Here is an 18,518-nt window from a genome sequence, read left to right as displayed (position 1 = left end):
GAGCCTTCCCATGGTCATTGCCCTGACACCCAGGACCCAGGCCCTCATCCTTCGCTACGAGCACGACCGCCCCGTGGCCGAGAACACCGCGCGCGAGGCGTTGAAGCACAGTGGCTTCGAGGGGGACCGGGACGTCGCGTCCTGCGTATTGCATGAGTACAACAAGGACACGCTCGTCCGTGCCCAGCGGGAGCAGGACTGGGGCTGGGCCTTCGATGAGAACGAGCGGTTCGCCGAGGCGCTCCTGGCCCGGGAGCGCGAGCTGGGGCTCGACCTGCCCGTCCACCTGTTCGGGTGCGCGCCCCTGGTGTTGATGCTGCACCTGGCGTGGTGTCTGCCGCGCCGGCGGCTGTATGTCTATCAGCAGTCGCGGGAGGATGGTTCCTGGTCGCTCATGGCGGACCGATCCCATCCCTCCACCCCGGAGCCCTACTTCACCGTCGAGGGTCTTCCCGCCGCGCGGCAGGAGGGCCGTGGGCACGTGGCGCTCATCGTCGAGGTCACCAACCCCATTCGTGACACGGCGCTCGCGCAGTTCAAGGCACGCCACCCCATGGAGATCCTGGCCACGGTCTGCCTGCGGCCCGTACGAGGCACCTCGGAGCGGGCCCTGCAGAACCCTGGCGAGGTCTCGCGGGCGGTGGAGCAATTCCGCACCGTGCTCGACACCCTCCACGAGCGGCTGGAGGGCGCCGGATCGGTGCTCCTGGCCATGGACTGTCCCGGCAGCCTCGCCGCCGCGCTGGGGACCGCCATCAACGCCCAGACCCAGCACCCCCTGGGGTTGCACCACTTCAATCGCGAGCAGGGCCAGTATCTCGCCGTCCATCAGATCAGCCCTCGGCGCCGTCTGGCCGCAGCACGGGAGGAGACGCTCACCTCCAAGCAGTGGCAGGAGATCCAGGAAGAGCTCAAGAAGGTGATCGGCATCCACCAGCAGTTGGTCGAGTGGCTGCGCCAACCCGAGCAACAGACACTGGTCGAGCGGCTCGGGGGGCGGGTCCTCCTGGACAGTCAAATCGACACCACGCCCGCGACGGAGAGGACGCCCCTGTTCCGCTATCAGGCCGGAACCTGGAAGTTCCCCGTCGACCTGCTGGAGGGCTTCCGGGCCCTGCGCCAGCGCCTGGGCTCGAAAGAAGATTGGGACGAGTGCATCCGGCTGCTCCTCGTCCACGAGGCCTACCATGTCCAGCAGCGAGGCCTGACCTCCTACAGCTACAGCGGCAGTGGCCGCACGGGGTGGGTGCTCGAGGCGGTGGATTACGACGCGGACGTGGTCTCCGTCGAGGTGGCATTGGCCTGGCGGCGGAGCCATCGGGCCGCGACCGCCCAGCCTCCATCACACGCCCTCGCGAACATCATCTGGAACGCGTTGGAGAGCGTTCGCGTCTTCGAGCCGGAGCGCCCCATCCAGACCCTTCCCGAGCGGCGGTTGCGGCGCTACCTCATCTGGCTCTTCCATGCTTGCCGGTTCTCCACGGCCGCTCTGGCCAGGGAGGAGCAGCCGGCGTTGGAGCGGGTGTTCATCGAGGTCGCGGGGCTGCCCACCTTCCCGGATCCCCACGAGAGCTACAGCCAACTGCGCGTGAAGTTGGAAGGGCTGGACAAGAACGACACCCTGACACTGGCCCTCTATTACCGCAGGGAGCTGGTTCGCACGAAGGAGCCCGGCTGGGTGCGTGCGCTGCTGCTCGCGCTCCGCCGCTGGGACGAGTGCTCTCGGGAGCAAATCCAGGACGAGCTGCGGCTGCTCTTCGAGGGGCTGTTCGACCAACACCGCACCTTGCTCGACGCCCCGGGAAGGAGCCGGTCCACGTGAGCAACGACGCCCTGCCAGACCCGGCGCCGCGGGCCCGGCGTCTCACGGGTGGGCCTCCGATGAAGTCGCTGCGGGTGCGGCTGAAGACGATCACGCCCATCCTCGGTGGCTCGTCCGCCGCCCGGGAATTGGACGAGCTGGACCCCCTTCGCGCGCCGTCGATTCGAGGCCACCTGCGCTTCTGGTGGCGGGCGCTCCATGGGCACGCGTGCGCCACGCCCGCGGAGCTGGCCCGCCGGGAGCGCGAGCTCTGGGGTGGGATGGGCAAGGAGCAGGGGACGCGCTCTCGCGTGGAAGTGCGTGTGGAGGTGGAGCCGCGAACCGTGTCCCGGGACGATGGGCGCATCGATCAGAGAGCCCGGGGCGCCTATGCCCTCTGGGTCGCGAGCAAGCCCCTCGCCCCACGCTGGCACTCCTCGCTGTGTTTCCACCTCCACCTCCTCGCCCCGGCGGAGCGCTTCTCCGAGGTGGAAGGCGCTCTCCGGGCCTGGGTGCTCTGGGGGGGATATGGAAGTCGCACCCGCCGGGGGCTCGGTGCGCTCACCGTCGTGGACGACGCGGCGGCGTGGTTGCCTCGGCAGCCCACGCGCGAGGAGTGGTCGCGGCTCTTCCCGGAGCTGCCCCTGTTCGGCGCGCTCCCTCCGGGGGGGGCCAAACAGGTGCCCCTGTTGCGGGGGGCTCGATTGCTCTACGGCGCCTCGCGGCCGGGCGCCGATGATGCCTGGGAGGTGGCGCTGGGCTGGCTGCGGGAGTTCCGCCAGGGCGAGGGACGTCTTCCCCAGGGCTCGCGTGTGGCCTCGCCCGGGAAGAAGGGCGAGGGCCGCAGTGCAACCGCCCGGGAGCCCAGGCCAGAGCGACCGGGACGCTCCTACTGGCCGGAGGCCGACAAGGTCCGCCAGTTGTTTTCCCCTCCGAAGGGGACTTCCTGGGCCCACCCGCCCCGGCCCGCCTGCGCCGGCAAGGCCGTGGCCTGGCCTCGCGCGGGGTTCGGCCTGCCTCTGGCCATTCGCTTCCAACGCACCGCCCGGCCCAAGACGCCGGGGGGCAGGGGAGCGCCCTATGCCGAACCTCCGGACGTCGAGCTGCGCTGGCATGATGGAACGCGGGTCCGCGAGCGGTTCGCTTCTCCGTTGATCGTCAAGGCCATGCCCCTGGCGGATGGCTCCTTCGTCCCCATCGCGCTGTGGCTTCGCCGCGCGTGGCCCGAGAAGGGCCAGGTCGTGCTGATGGGCAAGGCGCGTGAGCCCGTCCGGGGTTCCGCGGCGCCCTTCGACCGGCTCCTGGCACCGGGGGATACCGCGCTCTACGCGCCCCTCGTCGCGGAGAACCTCGAGGAAGCGTTTCTGGGGTGGGTGAAGGGTTTCAGTGGCGTGAAGGAGTCGACGTGAGCACCGCGCACCTGCTCCTCATGAGCCTCGGTCCCGTGCAGGATTTCATCGCCCAGGCCCGGCGCACCCGGGACCTGTGGTTCGGCAGCCATGTGCTCAGCGAGCTGAGCCTCGAGGCCGCCCGCACCGCCCAGCGGCTCCGGGCCGAGCTCATCTTCCCCGCCTTCGTGGATGGGCAGGAGGCCGCCCCCAGCGTCCCCAACAAGCTCTTGGTGCTCGTGCGGCAGGGGGAGCCTCGCGAGGTGGCGCGGGCTGCGCGGGAGGCGGCGCGCACACGGCTGCGCGAATGGGGCCTGGAGGTCTGGCGCAAGCATCCCCAGCTCGTGGACCCCGGCGCTCTCGGCACCGCCCAGGAGCAACTGGACACCCTCCTGGAGTTCCATGCCGCCTGGTGTCCCTTCACCACGCCGGAGGAGTACCCCAGGGCCTTACGTCTCGCGGAAGCCGCGCTGGCCGAGCGCAAGCGGCTGCGCCCATTCTCTCCGTGGCAACACCAGCGGGGCGGCCGCCACAAGTCCAGCCTGGATGGTGCACGCGAGTCCGTGCTGCGGGAGGGGAGGCGTGAGGGGGGCGACTGGCGCCGCTTCCGTATCGGCCAGCGTGAGGAACTGGACGCCATCGGTCTGCTCAAGCGCACGGGCGGACAGCCCGGGCAGTTCATCCCCGTCCCGACCATCGGCCTCGCCGCCTATACGGCGCTCGCGAAGCACACCCAGCCCCCGGCGATGGAGAGGCTCCGCCGGGAGTGTGTGCGGCTGCGCGACCAAGGAGTCCTGACGCCAGTCCAGGCGGGGGACCGAGAGTGGGTGCGTGATTTCCCCTTCGACGCACAGCTCCTGCTGCCCGGCCGGTGGAGCACGTACCTGGAGGAGCAGGGAATGGGGCGCCAGGACGCGGAGCGCTTCGGCCAGGACTTCGTGCGGCCCTTGCTGGCCACCCTGGGTGAGCCCTTCCCCTATGTGGCCTGCCTCGTGGCGGACGGCGACAAGATGGGAGAGACGCTTCATGCCCTGGCCTCTCATGGCCCCGCCGCGCACCAGTCGTTGTCTCGCACGCTCTCCGACTTCGCCACCGAGGCCCGGCGCATCCTCGAGGAGCGGCACCGGGGCGTGCTGGTCTACGCCGGTGGAGATGACGTGCTGGGTTTCGTCTGTCTTCCGGACGCGCTGAGCTGCGCCGCCGAGTTGTCGCGGGCCTTCGCCGCTGCCATGGAGCAGGAGCTCCAGAGCCGGGCGGGAGTGAACGCGCCCACGCTCTCGGTGGGGCTGGGGGTGGGCCATGTCCTGGAGAGCCTCGGGGATTTGCTGGACCTCGGGCGGCGCGCGGAGCAGTTGGCCAAGGGCGAGGACCGGAATGGTTTCGCGCTCCTGGCACGGCTGCGCTCCGGCCGTGAGCACGCCTGGCGGCAGCGCTGGCCCGACGGGCCCGTGAAGGCGCTCGAGGACACCATCACCCTGCGGAAGGCGGGCACGCTGCCCATGACGAAGGTCCGTGATGTGTCCACGGCCCTGCGGCGCATTCCCCGCCACGCTGGTTCGCCTCAGGACGAGGCGCGTTGGCGGCCCATGCTGGTGGGTGAGGTGCGGCGGGTGCTGGCCCGCGTGGAGGCAGGTACTCCCGGGGCGGGACTCACACCCCAGCAGGCGGGATTGGACTTGAAGGAAGAAGGAACCCTGGAGGAGCTCCACGTCCAGGTGGAGGCCTGGGCGGAGCGCGTGTTCCTGGCGGAGTTGCTCTCGCGCGCCACCCTCCGGCCGCGGGGTGATACCCGAGGTGCAGCATGAGCACGACGGCGTGCCTGGCCCTGTTGCCGCGTGATGGGCTGTTCTGCAAGGACGGCCGTGGCTGGTACACCAGCGATGTCGGGCGGAGCCATTCCCACCCCTGGCCTCCCCCCTCCACGATTCGTGGCGCGCTGCGGGCGGCCTGGGGCCAGTCCCTCATGGCCCGCTCCTCGCGCACCCTATCTCCCGAACAGTGGGAGCGGGAGACCCGGGAAGTTGCCCTCGGAGCCGTGCTGGCCCTCCTGCGGCCCCTCGGGGAGGAGTTCGCCCCCGAGCACCGCATGTGGCCCGTGTCGGCGGATGCCCTGGCCGTGGACGGAGGTCTCCAGCGACTTCTCCCCCGGCGGCCTTCGCGCGGCGTCGCGACCCTGGGCACGGAGGACGATGCGGCGCTGGAGGCCCTGTGGCGCCCCGTGCTCCCGCCGGGCAAGCCGAGGCCCCTGCCGCCGTTCTGGACGGAGGAGGCCCTGAGCGGCTGGCTGCGCGGCGAGGTTCCAAAATCTCGCGGCCAGTCCGGTCCTCCCTGGCGTGTCGATGTGCGGGTGACCTTGAACCCCGACACCCAGACCGCGGAGCCCGGCATGCTGTACCAGACGCCCATCCTGGAGATGCTCTGCCGCGAACCCCTCGGTAACGGAGCCCGCGAGTGGGCCCTGGGCCTGGAGTGCACGCTGCCCACCGAGGCTCCGGGCTTTCCCTGGGGACCGCTGGGACTGGGTGGCAAGCGGCGGTTGACGCTGGCGGAGCGTGTGTCCCCCGGGCTCTTCGCGGCGCCCAGGGGACTGCCGGAGCGCTCGCCCGGGCTGCGATTGATTCTGGCCACGCCCGCGCAATTCCAACGCGGCTGGCTGCCGGATGGTCTGGAGCGTGCCGAGTACGAGGGATGTCCCGCGTGGGTCGGCACCTTGCCGGGAGTCGAAGGGCAGGTGGTGCTCCGCGCGGCACTGGTGAACCGGCCCCTGGAACTGTCCACCTGGGACATGGTCCAGCGGAGGGCTCGCGCCACCCGGCGGCTGGTGCCCGCGGGCTCGGTCTATTTCTTCGAGCGGGTGGACGGACTTCCCTTCACCGCGCTGAGCACTCTCTGGCTGGCCCCCTGGGGCAGTGGCCGCGAGGAGGGCCTGGGGCGGGTACTGCCCGGGCATTGGAACCCCGAGGAGATGAACACATGAGCATGGAGACCCGGCCCTACCTGCTGCACGCCCTCTCTCCCCTGCACGCGGGGACGGGGCAGAGCGTGGGCCTCATCGACCTACCCATCGCGAGGTTGCGTGCGACGAACATCCCCTTCGTCCCCGGTTCTTCGCTCAAGGGCGTGCTGCGCGATGCACACCGGGACCTGCCTTCGGAGGAGCGGGAGGCCCTCTTCGGCCCTCTGCGCGAGACGAGCGGCGCGGCGGGAGACGAGACCCGGGAAGGAGACCATGCCGGTGCGCTGGTGGTGGGAGATGCGCGGCTGGTGGCGCTGCCCGTGCGCAGCTTCCTGGGCGCCTTCGCGTGGGTGTCCTCGCCGCTCCTGCTGGAACTGGCGCGCAGGGACCTGACGGGCCTCGAGGGCTTACCGGGGCGCATGAAGCGGCTGCCCGTGACTGGCGCACGGGTGGGGGAGGGCAACATCACCGTGTCGCCCAAGCACCGCAGGCTTTTGCTGGAGGATCTGGACCTGGACACCCAGGTGGAGCCCGCGGTGGAAGCCTGGGCACGCTTCCTCGCTCGGACCTGGCCCGAGGAAGAGGAAGGGCTGCGCGAGCGCTTCGCCGTGGTAGACGACGAGACGATGAGCTTCCTCCTGGAGACGGCCACCCAGGTGGAGACGCGCGTGCGAATCGACCCCGGGACCGGCACGGTGGTGCAGGGAGCGCTCTGGCAGGAAGAGAGCCTGCCCGCGGAGACCCTCCTGGTAGGGGTGCTGGCCGCGGGACGTAGCTTGCGCCGGGGCACCGATCTCAGCGCGACGGAGGTGCTCGACCGGGCGCTGAAGGGGACAACGCTGTTGCAACTGGGTGGCAAGGCCACCGTGGGCCGGGGCAGGTGCCGGCTGGCGGCATGGCCCGGCGCTCAGAGGGAGGCACGGCCATGACCCACCGGACGCGGCAGCAGACGCGAGCCCTCCACGCCTACGAGCGGGTCATGCGCGTGCCCCCGGGCGAGCGCGCGGACTATGCGATGCACGTCCACTCCCTCGGCGCCGCCGTGCTGCGCAATGGCCTGGCAGCGGCGCTGGCCTTCCTCGAGCGTGAGCTGGAGTCCGAGAAGGCGAAGCACGACAAGCCCGTGGGACGGCTCCTTGAGGATCTCGCCGACGCACTGCTCCCCGGGCCTCCCCGGACGGCGGGCGTGAAGCTTCCAGATGCGGTGCGGCGGCTCGAGATGAGCGACTACATGCTGGCGACCCGTGAGTTGCTTCAGCTGTTGGTGTGGTTCCGGCGCGCGGTGCAGGCCACCTTCACGCAGGAGGAGCGAAGCCATGTGGCTGAAGGCGGACGGTGAGGACCGGTGCCCGGAGACCCCCGGGCAGGTGCCGAGCCACGTGGGCCTGGGGTACACCCGGTGTGCGCCCCTGGCCCTGTTGCGAGAAGACCCCGTCGAGCGCAAGCGGTGGCTGGAACTTCGGACTCGATGGCTGGAGCTTCTGTCCCGGTGCCGCGAGCCGCCTCGCTATGCACAGGCCTATCGCCGTTGGAAGGAATCCTTCCAGGGTCCAGACACCCTCTGCTTCATCGTACGGGCGGAGAGCCGGATCCTCGTGGGGCACGGCACCTCGTCGGCCACCGGAGTCGGGCTGACGCTGCACCATACCTGGGGAGTGCCCGTGCTGCCCGGCTCGGCCCTCAAGGGACTCACGGCCCATTACGTTCAGACGGTGTATGGCCCGGATCCCGATATTGAGGAGCCCGAGCGTGAGCCCTTCCGTGGGACGACCTGGGAGCTCTCTCGTCCGAGCCGGGTTCCAGGCCGGGTGTTCCGACGGCTGTTCGGTGCTCCGGAGGTGGACGAGGTATCGGAGAAAGGCAGCCAGGGGGAGGTGACCTTCCACGATGCGCTGTGGATCCCGCCGGAGAAGGGGAGTGGGCCGATGTTGGCGCGAGACGTGCTCACCGTGCATCAGCGTGGGTATTACGAGAGCGGGGGCGGGGAATGGCCCGTGGACTTCGACGATCCCAACCCCGTGTCATTCTTGACGGTGGCGCCGGGCAATCGCTTCCTGGTGGTACTGGAGGCGAGGGGCGAGCGAGTGCTGCTGGAGCGGGCGGGCCGTTACGTGGGCGAGGCGTTGGAGTCCTGGGGCCTGGGAGGAAAGACCGCGACCGGGTACGGGCGGCTCGTTCCGGAGACACCGGGCCTCCAACCCGGCAAGAGTCTGGAGACTCCGGCCGTGATGGAACTGAAGACCTGGTTGGAGGAGCAGAAAGCGCGCACCGTGGGCCAGCGACAGCAGTTCCAGCAGGTGGAGCAGCAATGGGTGAATCGACTGCTGGCGTTGACGGAGCCGGAGCGGCTCGAGGCGGCGCGCCTCCTCAAGAAGTACCTGAACCTCAAGCGTCCCGAGGAGCAGCAACGGCTCGAAGAGCTCCTCACGAGGCTTCGTGCATGACTTCGCCTGTCATCGATATTCTGTTTCCCGTGCGCGGCGGCCCGGTGCCGCTCGATCACGGTTACTTGCTGTTCTCGGCACTCTCCCGTCGGCTTCCTGGGCTGCACGAGCGCCATGACGTCGGTGTCTTCACCCTGCGTGGCACGAGAGCCGATGCCCAGGTCCTCCACCTGGGAAGAGGCGCGCTGCGTCTGCGCTGTCCAGCGGATTCCCTCGCATTCTTCCTACCGCTCGCGTGCAGTGCACTCGTCCTCGCGGGCCGGGAAGTCCGCCTGGGAAGGCCTGAGATCCACCCCCTGGCGGCAGCCCCCTCGCTGTCCGCTCGGCTCGTCACCTTCAAGCACGCGTTGGACGCCGCCACCTTCGAGCTCTCCACGCGCAAGTTCCTGAGGGAACTGCGCTGCGAGGGGACGCTGACCCTGGGCCGACGGCGCATCCTGTCCATCGCGGGGAGAAAGGTCGTGGGCTTTGCCCTCACGGTGGGAGGCCTCGCGCCAGAGGACTCCCTGCGCCTCCAAACGCAGGGACTGGGTGGGCGCCGTCACCTGGGCTGTGGGCTCTTCCTTCCCACCCGACACGAGGAGGTTCGGGACGGACAGGGCCTTGAGTATGAAATGCCGTCCGAAAAAGGAGGGGGTCTATCGCCTGCGCCGCCTCGGTGCAGCCCGAGGCCCCCGTTCAATCCGCTGGCGTCGGTCCGGTAGAAGCCCCCAGCGAGGTCATTCACGTACGGGCTCCCGCAGTACCATTTCCCGTCGGAGGCGCTCGCGGGCACGGCGCGCGTACGAAGCTCCAGCGTGCTTGGCGCCGTGCTGCCATCGTTCGGAGCGCCAACGCCCAGCAGCGGCGCGGTCAGCCCGGCGCGGGGCTACTCCCACGTCTCCTCCCGCTGTGCGGCTTGGACAAGCTCCTCCAACTCGTAAGGCCCGAGCTTCTGAGGCTTCTGCCGAAGGAATGGCAGCAGCATCTCGTCGGTGAGCGCCGCCACATTGCGCGGCTGAAACTTCACCCTGAGCTTTGGCTTCATGAAAACGAGCGACGACTGCACCCAGAGGGCGTGCCGCCGCGTCACGCCCATGAGCTTCTCGCGCACACGCTTCGCCTCCGCCTCGGCCTTCTCCACGTAGTCGATAGGCTGGCCGTTGAGGAGGGCCTGGTGCGCGTGCTGCCCGTGGTGCTGGCCAACTCGAGGCTGTCCGAGGCGCATCGTGCCGGGGGCGAGTGAGAGGCCTTGAGTCGGGCAGCCCCGCATCGCCGTGCTGCGTCCCCATCGCGGGAACAAGGCGGCCCAATCAGCGTCCTGTGCACGGAGCCGTAGGTGCTCCGCGCCTGTGTTCCGGGCGGCTGGCGTTCTTGTCTCTGACTTCGTTCCGCCGCCTGTCTCACGCCAGATTTCCGGCGTGACTTCCTGGGTTGGGGCATGCCGACTTACTTATCGATTCCAAATCGCCGAGGAGCTCGCTGCTCTCTCAAAAGCAGGCTTCTGCCGCTCTGATTGGTTGGACTGCGTGTCTGACGTAAGCGGTTGGGCGGGGCTTCCCTTCCTATTTTGGCTGTGCTACCTGTTTGGTCGTCAGTTCAATTCACATCATGTGTTTTCGGAGGTGCCATCGTGCCGAGCGAAATTCTTTCGCGTCGGGAGGGGGCTCGTGTCTGCGCGCGTCCCGCCCGTCTCCTGCCGGGCCTGTTGGCCGCGCTCTCCTTCGTGCTCCTGTGCCCACTGGCCTGCGCCAGCAACGCGCCGCCCGCGGCGTATGCCACCACCCGGGATGCGCTCGCGGACCTGGACGAGTTCGCCGTCCTGCTGCTCAAGGCCGGGCTCCCCACGGAGCTACTGCCCAGGGGCCGGGACTTGTCTCCCCAGGAGGCCAAGCAGCTCCGGCTACACTTCCACCTCTTTCCGCCCAAGGCCTCAGAATATGCCCCGTGGCTTGTGGCGGACGTGTTGCTGCTCGACGTGACGCTCAAGACTGAGGCCGTTCCCCGGGCCGAGCTGGGCCGGCGCGTCCAGGAGTTCCAACCCCTCGTGGTGCTGCGGCCTGATGGCTACTTGGCCTGGGCGCTCACCGGCAAGGAGCAGCAGTGCGTGGGCCCCGTGGGAGTGCAGGACGGGGCTTACCGAGCGGGCACTTTCGAGGTGGGCACCTTCTACATGAAGGACGAGACGGACACATGGCGGCCCGTGGCCGTCCCGGCCCTCGTAGTCACTCATTAGGCACTCCCTCCACTCCCGGGACTCCCACCGTGACTGTCTCCTCTCCGCGCCCCGCGCCACGCTTCGGCTTCCAATGGGGCCGCTACCGCTACGAAGTCCACGGCGACGTGGGCACCCACCCCGACTATGAGTCGGGGCTGCTCGCCTCCCGCCAGCTCGTCCTCAACGGCTACCCGGAGATGGAGGGCCAGCCCAGGTTGGTGGAGCTCAGGCCCTTCCTCCCGCACGAGTATCCCTCCGCGACGGTGGACCGATGCATCGAGGAGGTGCGGCGCGCGGGCCTTACACGCCATCCCAACCTCGCTGGCGTCTGGGGCTGCGTCTTCGACGACACGCGGCCCTACATCCTCCTGGAGCACCTGCGCGGCTGCTGCCTCCTCACCCTGCTGGATGCGGCCGTGGCGGTGGGGCGCAGACTGTCCCCCTCCTTCGTGGCGTACGCGGCCACGGAGCTGGCGGACGCACTCCTCTACCTCCACGGCAAGAAGGACGATGAGAAACCCCTCCACCTCGTCCACCGCGCCATTGGTCCCCGGCGCATTCGCGTGGGCGTCACCGGCCGCGTTCAGCTCACTCACCTGGGCGTCATGTACACGGAGTTGCTCGAGCATCCTCCCTCCCCAGGGGCACCCGTCCGAGGCGATGCGGCCTACACCGCTCCTGAAATCCTTCGCGGCTTTCTCCAGCCAGAGAAGGGCCACGAAGATCCACTCTCTCCCCCGGGGCTCGACCAGAGGGCCGATGTCTTCTCCCTAGGCTTGGTGATGCTGGAGATGTTGCTGGCGCGTTACCCGCGCAACCAGCGCGAGCCGCTGTGGCTCGACCTCAAGGCGCGCTTCCCTTCCAGCGTCCTCAGCGACGAGGCGGCGCTCGTGAGGCTGGAGACGCTCGCCAATCGCGTACTGCACTTCGGGCCTGCGGAGGTGCGGCGTGCGGCGGACGAGCTGCCCGAGGCTCTCCGGCGAATCATCGCGCGGGCCCTCCGAGACAACCCGGACGAGCGCTACCTCACCTCGAGCGACATGCACACTGACTTGTACGACTACCTGCACTCGCTTCAGACGCCCTACGGCGAGAAGGAGGCCGCCGAGGAAGCCGCTGAAATCCTCATGGATGCGGCCGACCTTGGACGGCTGCCGGGCCCTGTTGGCGTTGAGGCAGGCAAGCCCTCGCCGTTGCCGGAGACGGGGTTGGGAAACGTCCACTGACTCCGCCGCCGCAACCTCCTTTTCACTTCCCTCACTCCCACGAGCCTTCCATGTCCGAACCGAAGAAACCCGGCGGGCCCATGCCCCTCACGTCCTTCACCGTGGGCGACTTTCGCTACGAGGTGGTGCGCCGCCTCGTCGCGCACCCCGACTACGACACCCTCCTGCTCGCCACGCGAGAGCCGCTTGGAGGCGGCCCAGTGAAGCTCATCGTCCTCAAGCCCATTGTCATGGAGCACGGGCGCGAGGCCCGGCACCGGGCGCTGGAGGAGGTGACGCTCTCCAAGACCCTGCGCCACCCCAACATCGCCACCGTGTACGGCTACGTGGTGCACGACGAGGTGCCCTACATCGTCATGGAGCACCTGCGCGGCTGTTTCCTCCTCACCCTCATGGACGCTGCCTGGTTGGTGGGGCGCAGGCTGAGCCCCGACTTCGCCGCGTACGTGGCCGGCGAGGTGGCCGACGCGCTCGACTACGCGCACCGCTGCGAGGACGAGGACGGCAACCCCCTCAAGCTCGTCCACCGCGCCGTGGGCCCCATGCGCATCCGCCTGGGGGAGAATGGCCGCGTCAAGCTCACCAACTTCGGCGCGGCCTACTCGGAGCTGCTCGGCCGCATTCCCACGCGCCGTGGGCTGCTGCGGGGAGACCCGGCCTACATCGCTCCGGAAGTCCTCCGCGGCTTCCTCAAGCCGGAGGCCCGCCAGCGAGACCCCCTCACGCCCCGCAAGCTGGACGGCAGGGCCGACATCTTCTCGCTGGGCCTGGTGTTGCTCGAGATGCTGCTCGCGCGCTACCCGTTGGACCCGCCCGACAAACTGTGGGAGGACCTCGACGAGCGATTGCCTCCCGAGGTGCGCGCCGAGCGCTCCACACTGCTGCCCTTGGAGGCGCTGGCCAACCGCGTGCTGCACTTTGGCCCGGAAGAGGTGGAGCACGCGGCGAAGGACCTGCCCGCTCCTCTGCAGAAGATTGTCGCCCGGGCGTTGCAGCAGAACCCCTCGGACCGCTACCCGTCGGCGGACGACATGCGTTACGACCTGCGGGACTTCCTGCACGCTCGTCCGGGGCGGCCCTATGGTGCAAGGGAGGCCGAGGCGGAACTGAGCGACATCCTCAAGGAGGCCTCGGACTTGCGGAAGCTGCAAGCCCACCCGGACGTGGAAGAAGGCGTGTTTCCGCTGCCCCCGGACCTGACGGGCCGCGAGCCCGGAGACGCTCACTGAGGTGCACCGTGGGCTCCGTCAACAAGAGGGACTTTTCGCTCGCACGCCACGTGGGGGCCGCGGCCCGTGAGGCACGCGCTCGTGCTGGGCTGACGCAGGCGGAAGTCGCCGAGCGCGCCGAGCTGGCCACGGAGGTGTACGCCCGCCTGGAGCGTGGCCACATGCTCCCGAGCGTGCCTTCCCTCCTGCGGTTGTGCCGCGCTCTCGGCGTGGACGCCAACTCGTTGTTGGGACTCGTCACCGACACCCCGCCGCCGTGGCTCGCCCAGGCCGCGCCTCCTTCCGAGGAGCGGCCCGCGCTTCGCCGCTTGCTGCGCTCCGTGCGCCGGCTGGGGGCGAAGCAGGTGGACGCGCTCACCAATGTGGCCCGCTTCATGGGGAGTGCGCCCGGCCCACGCCCACCCAAACAGGCCGCACGTTGAGGGAGCGCGCTCATGCCCACGGCCCTGCAACACCACCTCGCCAAGGTAGCCAAGGACACCCGCCAGCGCCTGGGCCTCACCCAGGCGCAGATGGCCGAACGCACTCACCTCGCGGCTGCCGTCTACGGCCGCATCGAGCGGGCGCGAATGCTGCCCAGCGTGCCCACGCTGCTGCGGCTGTGCGACGCGCTGGAGCTGGATGCGAACACCCTGCTGGGCTTCCAGTTGAAGCAGCCGCCACCCTGGCTCGTACCGACGAGCGAAGCAGTGGATGACACCCCAGAGGTGCGGCGCTTCCTCCGGACAATTCGCACGTTGACGCCGGTGCAGCACGCCGCGCTCGCCACCCTGGCGCGCTCCATGGTGGCGAAGTCCCGCGCGGCGAAGGCCCGGAAGCGGGCGCCGCGCGCCAGGTGAGCCGCGCCGAGCAGCAAAGGACGAATACCCCCGGAACGCTCGGGCGGGCCGGAACCCTGTGGAGACAACCCATGGAACTCGAACACCTTCAGAAGTCTCTCGGTGAAGTCTGCCGCACGGTCCGCGAGCGGCTGGGGCTGACCCAGGCCCAGGTGGCGAAGCAGACGTGCCTCGCCCCCGAAGTCTACGGACGCATTGAGCGCGGAGGCATGATGCCGTCCGTACCCACGCTGCGGAAGCTGGCCCTCACGCTCGGAATCTCCGCCGACGTGCTGCTCGAGCTCAGCCGCACGGACGTGGCCGCTACGCTGGCGCAGCCCACCCCCGAGGGGAGCCTCTCACCCGAGCTGCGGCAGTTCGTGCGCATGCTTCGCGGGTGGAGCCCCGGGGAGGTGAAGCGGCTGATTCGCGTAGCCAAGGTGCTGGAGAGCCCTGCCGAGGAGTAGGGCAGGGGCCTCAACAAGTTGGAGCCGGAGCCGGGGGCCGAGCTGCACCCTTTCCGGAGGGGTTTCGGTGTGCGCCGCCCCCGGCTTCGGCCCCAAGCCCACGGCGGCGCGACGCTACCGCCGTGCTAGCGTTTCGAGTCAGGAGGAGTCGCCGCTCCCATGAAAGCCCCGCCCTTCAAGCCCCCCGAGCCCGGAGACATGGTGGGCGGCTACCGTGTGATGGAGAAGCTCGGCGACGGGGGCTTCGGCTTCGTCTACAAGGTGGAGCGCGCCGGCCGCTACTACGCCCTCAAGGTCATCCGCGCTCGCGAGCTCGAGTCCTGGGGACAGCGCGAAATCAACATTCTGCGGCACGTGGTGCACCCCAACGTCGTCCGCTTCCGCGCGTGCGACAGGTGGCCCGACCCAGACCATGGCTACCTGTGCTTCGTCATGGACCTGGTGGTGGGCAGGACGTTGGACGAGTGGGCCCTCGACGAGAACCCCACCGCGCGCCAGGTGGTACGCGTCCTCCTCGAGGTGGCGCGCGCCCTCGCCAACATTCTCGCGCAGGGCGTGCTGCACCGGGACTTGAAGCGGGAGAACATTCTCATTCGCGACGAGGACGGGCGGCCCGTCCTCGTGGATTTCGGGATTGGGTGGCTCGCAGGCGAGCCCACCATTACCGGCGAGCGCGAGCCGCCCGGCACCGACGAGTACCGCTCGCCCGAGCACATTCTCTTCGAGCGGGACCCCTCGAAGAAAAAAGTGGGTTACCGGCCCGACGTGGGGGACGAGCTGTGGGCCCTGGGCGTCACTTTCTACTGGCTGCTCACCGACGTGCTGCCCTTCGGCAACCGCACCGAAGGGGGCCTCGAGGACCGCATTCTCGCGCAGCGGCCCCCCTCTCCACACGCATACAGCTCGCGCGTGCCCCCGGTACTCAGCGCACTGTGCATGCGCATGCTGGAGAAGCGCCGGGAGGCGCGCTTCGCCAACTATGAGGAGCTGTGTGGCGCCCTCGAAGCGGCCCTCTCGGCTGCCGACGGGGATGCGGCCTGGGACGTGCCGCTCATGGACCCGGACGCGCCCGACGCCACGCCCACAGTGAAGGTTCCGGGCATGGGCCCGCCAGCGGGTGAGGAGGCGGGCCTCGCGTGGAAAGCGGCCCGTCCCCGGCGCGGACGTGGGGACGCTCGCAAGCGCCGCCAAGCGCAGGAGAGCGGCGGCACCCCGGCCGTCCCCGCCCCCGCGCCCGTGAAGCTGGCCCAGCCGCCTGCCCCTGCGAAAGCGGAGGCCGCCGCTTCGCCCGCCGAGGCTCTCGTCGCGGTGCTGGCGGAAGTGGCCCTGGAGCGTGCCTGGGAGTCCTTGCCGCCTCCGGTGCCCGAGTCCGCCTTGCTGTCTCCGCCGCTACCGGCCCCTGCCGCTGTGCAGCCCGCCGCGGTTTCGGTGCGAGCAGCGCCACCGTTACCGCGCGAGCCACCCCCGCCCGCGCGTGTGGTGCGCAGCCCCTTCCAGCGCACGCTCTCCCGCTTCATTCCCTCCGTCGTCGGCATGTTTCCGCTGCGCGCCATGGCGGTGGACTCCCTCCGGCACGCCGCGCTCTTCTTCGTGGCCCTGGGGGCGCTGGCCGTGGCGAGCGCGAGCGCGTGGGTGGTGCGCAGCCGCCCGGCGCCTGACGCAGCTCCTCCCGTGCAGGCTGTGCAGCACGCTCCGCTCCCTGCCGAGTCCCCCGGCTCTGGCCCTACCACACGGGCCGGTGCCGTTCGCGAAGTGGCGAATTCCCCGGAGTCGTCTGAAGCTGGGCCGGGCGCGGCTTTGTCCCTTGCCTCCACCCCCGCGCTCGCAACCGCCATGCCTCTTCGCAAGCAAGAGCCCCGTTTGCCGCCCCAGGAGATGCCCGCGCCCGCGCCTCAGCCCCGAGGCGGGCGCTGCAAGAAGTGGCAGTGCCTCGCCGCGAGCTGCGGTTGGGTACTTGTTGCCTGCACCGGCGGACCCCAGGTGCGCTCCACCCCCAAGGTCGAGGCGTGCTCTCCCGAGGCCCTGGCCTCCATGAAGGAACTGGACATTGATATTGGCGACACGGCTGGTGGCACCTTCCCCGTCGTCGGAGATGCCAAGCCCGTCACCGTACAGGAGTTCACCACGTTCGAGCTGGAGGAACATCTGGGGAAGCTGAGGCCGGGCACCGTGCTCTCCGGGCGCCTCATCTTCGGGGAGAGCCGCGTCTATGGGCGCTTCACCCAGGCCAAGCAGACCCAATCGAAGGGCGGACAGACCTACCCCGTCTGTCTGGAGCTCCAGTACCGAGGGCAACGGGGCACCGCAATCATGCGCGACGGCGGGCCCGACTCCGCCGTGGTTGGGTCCACGGCGTGGGTCGAGGCAGTGGAGCGCTTCGAGTAGAGACGTGCGTGGGCTTTGCAGGCCGCGCCCCGGGCATTTCGGGCACGGAGGTGTGGTAGAGGCCCCTCCTCCCGGGGCGACTCCCCGCGCCTCCCTGGAGGTTGACCGTCCGTGCTCCCCGCTTTCCCTGCCGGCCTCTTGGCGCTGGCTCTCGCGTCCACCCCCGCTGACGTGTCCGCAGCTACGTCCACCGACGAGTGCGAGGCGGCGAGCCCGCGCATCGAGCTTTCCGCCACCCATGGCAGGAATCCGCCCGTGGTGTGTATCGGCCCGGGCCTGCCCATCACCTTCCGTTTCGACTCGCAGCTCAAGCAGCAGTCCCTAAAGCTTGAGGACCGGGGGTGGTTCGAGGATTGGTCATCGGGGCAGCAGACCTTCACGCTGGTTCCTCGCGACAATCTCGTCGCTGGGAAACGGACCAACGTGGAGGTGTGCTTCGCCGACGAAGCCGCACCGGCATGCACCAGCTTCGAGCTCATCGTGCACCCCGGGCTCGGCATGCAGGAGGTGAAGGTGCTGCGTCAGGTGCGCCCGGCAGCCTACTTCCAGCAGGTGGCGGAGGATGCCGAGGCCAATGTCCAGCAATGCCGGGCGGAGGTGAAGCAACTCCGCGCCGAGCGCGCCGTGCCGGACGGCTTGCGCGGTGCCATCGCCTCCGGTCTCGTGGACGGCAGGCGGGGTATTTCCCTCAAGGAACTGACGTGGGACGTCACGGCGAAGGAAGGTAATGCTCTCGTCAAGCGCTCCGTCACCAGCTACCGCGCCAAGGAGCGGGTGGCGGTGGAGGTGTCCCTCCTGAATCCGGGCACGGTGCCCTGGACGGCGGCGGGCGCGGTGCTTCGCGGGCCTAAAGGCGAAATATTGAAGCCGCTCCCGCTCTGGCCGATCGAGCCCATCCTCCCGGCCGCGCCAGGAGTGAAGGGCGAGCTGGGACGCGTCGTGGTGGAGCTAATAGCTACGGAGAAGGAGGCGCGGGGCTCCTACACCCTCGTCTTGTGGGACGCGGAGCGCCAGCGCTCCGTCACCCTCGGCAACGTGACGTTTCCTCAGTAGTGGTCGCCTGCCGTGTCCGCTGGGCTCGCCCGAGCCCCTGTCTCATCCCACGTACTCACTCATGGAGGAGCAGGGGAGGTTCAGGCTTCTTTGTCGGGCAGAAGCGTTAGCAGCAACTCGTCGTCGGGGCCGAGCGGGCGCCAACCGGCGGGCGGTGGCTTGGCGAGGAGTGAATCGCCGGCTTTGTCGACGCGCTGCTCATGAGTTTCTGGGGTGAAGGTTCCCCAACGGGCGAGTGCGACGGCAACCTTTAGGCGGTTTGCGTCGTCCAGCACGGGCGGCCAGCCGTTGGGGAGTGCTTCGGCCAGCTCGCGAACGAGCTGACCGCGCACTAGCCGCGTGACCTGATTCTTCCGCTCCGCTTCGGCCAGCAGTCCACTGAACACCTGCACTCCCGCGATGTCGTCCGGACCAAGCTCCTCGGCCAGCGCCACCAGCGAAGCGGTCGGGCGCGCCTCGGCGAAGGCGGTGAGTGAATCGTAGCCCCGCTCGCGGACCCGCTCGTACAGGCGCACCTTCCAGTTACCCTCCCAGGAACGTCCGTCGGTCATTGC

18 protein-coding genes are annotated in these 18,518 nt (G+C 69.4%); 16 read left to right on the top strand and 2 right to left on the bottom strand.

Annotated features, from left to right (window positions below):
* Nucleotides 1–10 precede the first annotated feature (10 nt).
* From DAT35_RS17080 to cas6, 8 genes are read left to right on the top strand one after another with little or no spacing between them, the layout of a single operon-like run.
* Nucleotides 11–1,822, top strand: a complete 1,812-nt coding sequence (locus DAT35_RS17080) for an SAVED domain-containing protein (protein ID WP_108068101.1) — start codon at nucleotides 11–13, stop codon at nucleotides 1,820–1,822.
* A complete protein-coding gene (gene cmr1 / locus DAT35_RS17075; RefSeq protein ID WP_108068100.1) occupies nucleotides 1,819–3,210 on the top strand; it encodes a type III-B CRISPR module RAMP protein Cmr1 in 1,392 nt (463 codons plus the stop codon). Before DAT35_RS17080 ends, cmr1 begins: the two co-directional genes overlap by 4 nt.
* Nucleotides 3,207–4,994, top strand: coding sequence for a type III-B CRISPR-associated protein Cas10/Cmr2 (cas10, locus tag DAT35_RS17070; protein ID WP_233261518.1), 1,788 nt, complete (start codon nucleotides 3,207–3,209; stop codon nucleotides 4,992–4,994). Before cmr1 ends, cas10 begins: the two co-directional genes overlap by 4 nt.
* Nucleotides 4,991–6,166 carry a type III-B CRISPR module-associated Cmr3 family protein gene (locus DAT35_RS17065; protein WP_108068099.1) on the top strand — a complete coding sequence of 392 codons (1,176 nt, stop codon included), beginning with the start codon at nucleotides 4,991–4,993 and terminating at the stop codon, nucleotides 6,164–6,166. Before cas10 ends, DAT35_RS17065 begins: the two co-directional genes overlap by 4 nt.
* Nucleotides 6,163–7,074, top strand: a complete 912-nt coding sequence (gene cmr4 / locus DAT35_RS17060) for a type III-B CRISPR module RAMP protein Cmr4 (RefSeq protein WP_233261517.1) — start codon at nucleotides 6,163–6,165, stop codon at nucleotides 7,072–7,074. Before DAT35_RS17065 ends, cmr4 begins: the two co-directional genes overlap by 4 nt.
* Nucleotides 7,071–7,484 (top strand): type III-B CRISPR module-associated protein Cmr5, encoded by a 414-nt coding sequence (gene cmr5 / locus DAT35_RS17055; RefSeq protein ID WP_108068098.1) that lies wholly within the window; start codon nucleotides 7,071–7,073, stop codon nucleotides 7,482–7,484. The genes cmr4 and cmr5 overlap by 4 nt, the downstream gene beginning before the upstream one ends.
* Nucleotides 7,462–8,589, top strand: coding sequence for a type III-B CRISPR module RAMP protein Cmr6 (gene cmr6, locus DAT35_RS17050; RefSeq protein ID WP_108068097.1), 1,128 nt, complete (start codon nucleotides 7,462–7,464; stop codon nucleotides 8,587–8,589). The genes cmr5 and cmr6 overlap by 23 nt, the downstream gene beginning before the upstream one ends.
* Nucleotides 8,586–9,293 (top strand): type I-MYXAN CRISPR-associated protein Cas6/Cmx6, encoded by a 708-nt coding sequence (gene cas6, locus DAT35_RS17045; protein WP_108068096.1) that lies wholly within the window; start codon nucleotides 8,586–8,588, stop codon nucleotides 9,291–9,293. Before cmr6 ends, cas6 begins: the two co-directional genes overlap by 4 nt.
* A gap of 164 nt (nucleotides 9,294–9,457) precedes the next feature.
* Here the strand turns inward: cas6 and DAT35_RS17040 are convergent, their stop codons facing one another.
* Entirely contained in the window at nucleotides 9,458–9,682 is a 225-nt protein-coding gene (locus tag DAT35_RS17040) for a hypothetical protein (protein ID WP_158501745.1), read from the bottom strand.
* 519 nt (nucleotides 9,683–10,201) lie between these two features.
* On the opposite strand from DAT35_RS17040, the gene DAT35_RS17035 reads away from it, so the two are divergent.
* The 8 genes from DAT35_RS17035 to DAT35_RS17000 all read left to right on the top strand — a co-directional run bounded on the left by DAT35_RS17035 (nucleotide 10,202) and on the right by DAT35_RS17000 (nucleotide 17,964).
* Entirely contained in the window at nucleotides 10,202–10,804 is a 603-nt protein-coding gene (locus DAT35_RS17035; protein ID WP_146209755.1) for a hypothetical protein, read from the top strand.
* Between the two features lie 29 nt (nucleotides 10,805–10,833).
* Nucleotides 10,834–12,012 carry a protein kinase gene (locus DAT35_RS17030; RefSeq protein WP_158501744.1) on the top strand — a complete coding sequence of 393 codons (1,179 nt, stop codon included), beginning with the start codon at nucleotides 10,834–10,836 and terminating at the stop codon, nucleotides 12,010–12,012.
* A gap of 50 nt (nucleotides 12,013–12,062) precedes the next feature.
* Entirely contained in the window at nucleotides 12,063–13,241 is a 1,179-nt protein-coding gene (locus DAT35_RS17025; RefSeq protein ID WP_108068092.1) for a protein kinase, read from the top strand.
* Between the two features lie 8 nt (nucleotides 13,242–13,249).
* Entirely contained in the window at nucleotides 13,250–13,663 is a 414-nt protein-coding gene (locus tag DAT35_RS17020) for a helix-turn-helix domain-containing protein (protein WP_108068091.1), read from the top strand.
* A 12-nt stretch (nucleotides 13,664–13,675) separates the two neighbouring features.
* On the top strand, nucleotides 13,676–14,080 hold the full coding sequence (locus DAT35_RS17015) for a helix-turn-helix domain-containing protein (protein WP_108068090.1): 405 nt from the start codon (nucleotides 13,676–13,678) through the stop codon (nucleotides 14,078–14,080).
* A gap of 71 nt (nucleotides 14,081–14,151) precedes the next feature.
* Entirely contained in the window at nucleotides 14,152–14,526 is a 375-nt protein-coding gene (locus DAT35_RS17010; RefSeq protein ID WP_108068089.1) for a helix-turn-helix domain-containing protein, read from the top strand.
* 159 nt (nucleotides 14,527–14,685) lie between these two features.
* Nucleotides 14,686–16,911 carry a serine/threonine-protein kinase gene (locus tag DAT35_RS17005; RefSeq protein WP_108068088.1) on the top strand — a complete coding sequence of 742 codons (2,226 nt, stop codon included), beginning with the start codon at nucleotides 14,686–14,688 and terminating at the stop codon, nucleotides 16,909–16,911.
* A gap of 111 nt (nucleotides 16,912–17,022) precedes the next feature.
* Nucleotides 17,023–17,964: a DUF2381 family protein gene (locus DAT35_RS17000; protein ID WP_108068087.1), complete on the top strand. Its 942-nt coding sequence runs from the start codon at nucleotides 17,023–17,025 to the stop codon at nucleotides 17,962–17,964.
* An 80-nt stretch (nucleotides 17,965–18,044) separates the two neighbouring features.
* Here the strand turns inward: DAT35_RS17000 and DAT35_RS16995 are convergent, their stop codons facing one another.
* Nucleotides 18,045–18,515, bottom strand: coding sequence for an NUDIX hydrolase (locus DAT35_RS16995; protein ID WP_108068086.1), 471 nt, complete (start codon nucleotides 18,513–18,515; stop codon nucleotides 18,045–18,047).
* Between the last annotated feature and the right edge of the window lie 3 nt (nucleotides 18,516–18,518).

It is taken from the genome of Vitiosangium sp. GDMCC 1.1324 (assembly GCF_003044305.1).
In the GTDB taxonomy this organism is placed as follows: Bacteria; Myxococcota; Myxococcia; order Myxococcales; family Myxococcaceae; genus Archangium.
Note: the sequence above shows the minus strand (reverse complement) of the source record. Positions and strands in the feature narration are given on the sequence as shown.

What these genes read in the sequence shown, in the direction of transcription:
- DAT35_RS17080 (WP_108068101.1), top strand. Translation starts at nt 11, where the DNA reads ATGGTCATTGCCCTGACACCCAGGACCCAGGCCCTCATCCTTCGCTAC.
- DAT35_RS17065 (WP_108068099.1), top strand. Translation starts at nt 4,991, where the DNA reads ATGAGCACGACGGCGTGCCTGGCCCTGTTGCCGCGTGATGGGCTGTTC.
- cmr4 (WP_233261517.1), top strand. Translation starts at nt 6,163, where the DNA reads ATGAGCATGGAGACCCGGCCCTACCTGCTGCACGCCCTCTCTCCCCTG.
- cmr5 (WP_108068098.1), top strand. Translation starts at nt 7,071, where the DNA reads ATGACCCACCGGACGCGGCAGCAGACGCGAGCCCTCCACGCCTACGAG.
- cmr6 (WP_108068097.1), top strand. Translation starts at nt 7,462, where the DNA reads ATGTGGCTGAAGGCGGACGGTGAGGACCGGTGCCCGGAGACCCCCGGG.
- cas6 (WP_108068096.1), top strand. Translation starts at nt 8,586, where the DNA reads ATGACTTCGCCTGTCATCGATATTCTGTTTCCCGTGCGCGGCGGCCCG.
- DAT35_RS17025 (WP_108068092.1), top strand. Translation starts at nt 12,063, where the DNA reads ATGTCCGAACCGAAGAAACCCGGCGGGCCCATGCCCCTCACGTCCTTC.
- DAT35_RS17015 (WP_108068090.1), top strand. Translation starts at nt 13,676, where the DNA reads ATGCCCACGGCCCTGCAACACCACCTCGCCAAGGTAGCCAAGGACACC.
- DAT35_RS17010 (WP_108068089.1), top strand. Translation starts at nt 14,152, where the DNA reads ATGGAACTCGAACACCTTCAGAAGTCTCTCGGTGAAGTCTGCCGCACG.
- DAT35_RS17005 (WP_108068088.1), top strand. Translation starts at nt 14,686, where the DNA reads ATGAAAGCCCCGCCCTTCAAGCCCCCCGAGCCCGGAGACATGGTGGGC.
- DAT35_RS16995 (WP_108068086.1), bottom strand. Translation starts at nt 18,515, where the DNA reads ATGACCGACGGACGTTCCTGGGAGGGTAACTGGAAGGTGCGCCTGTAC.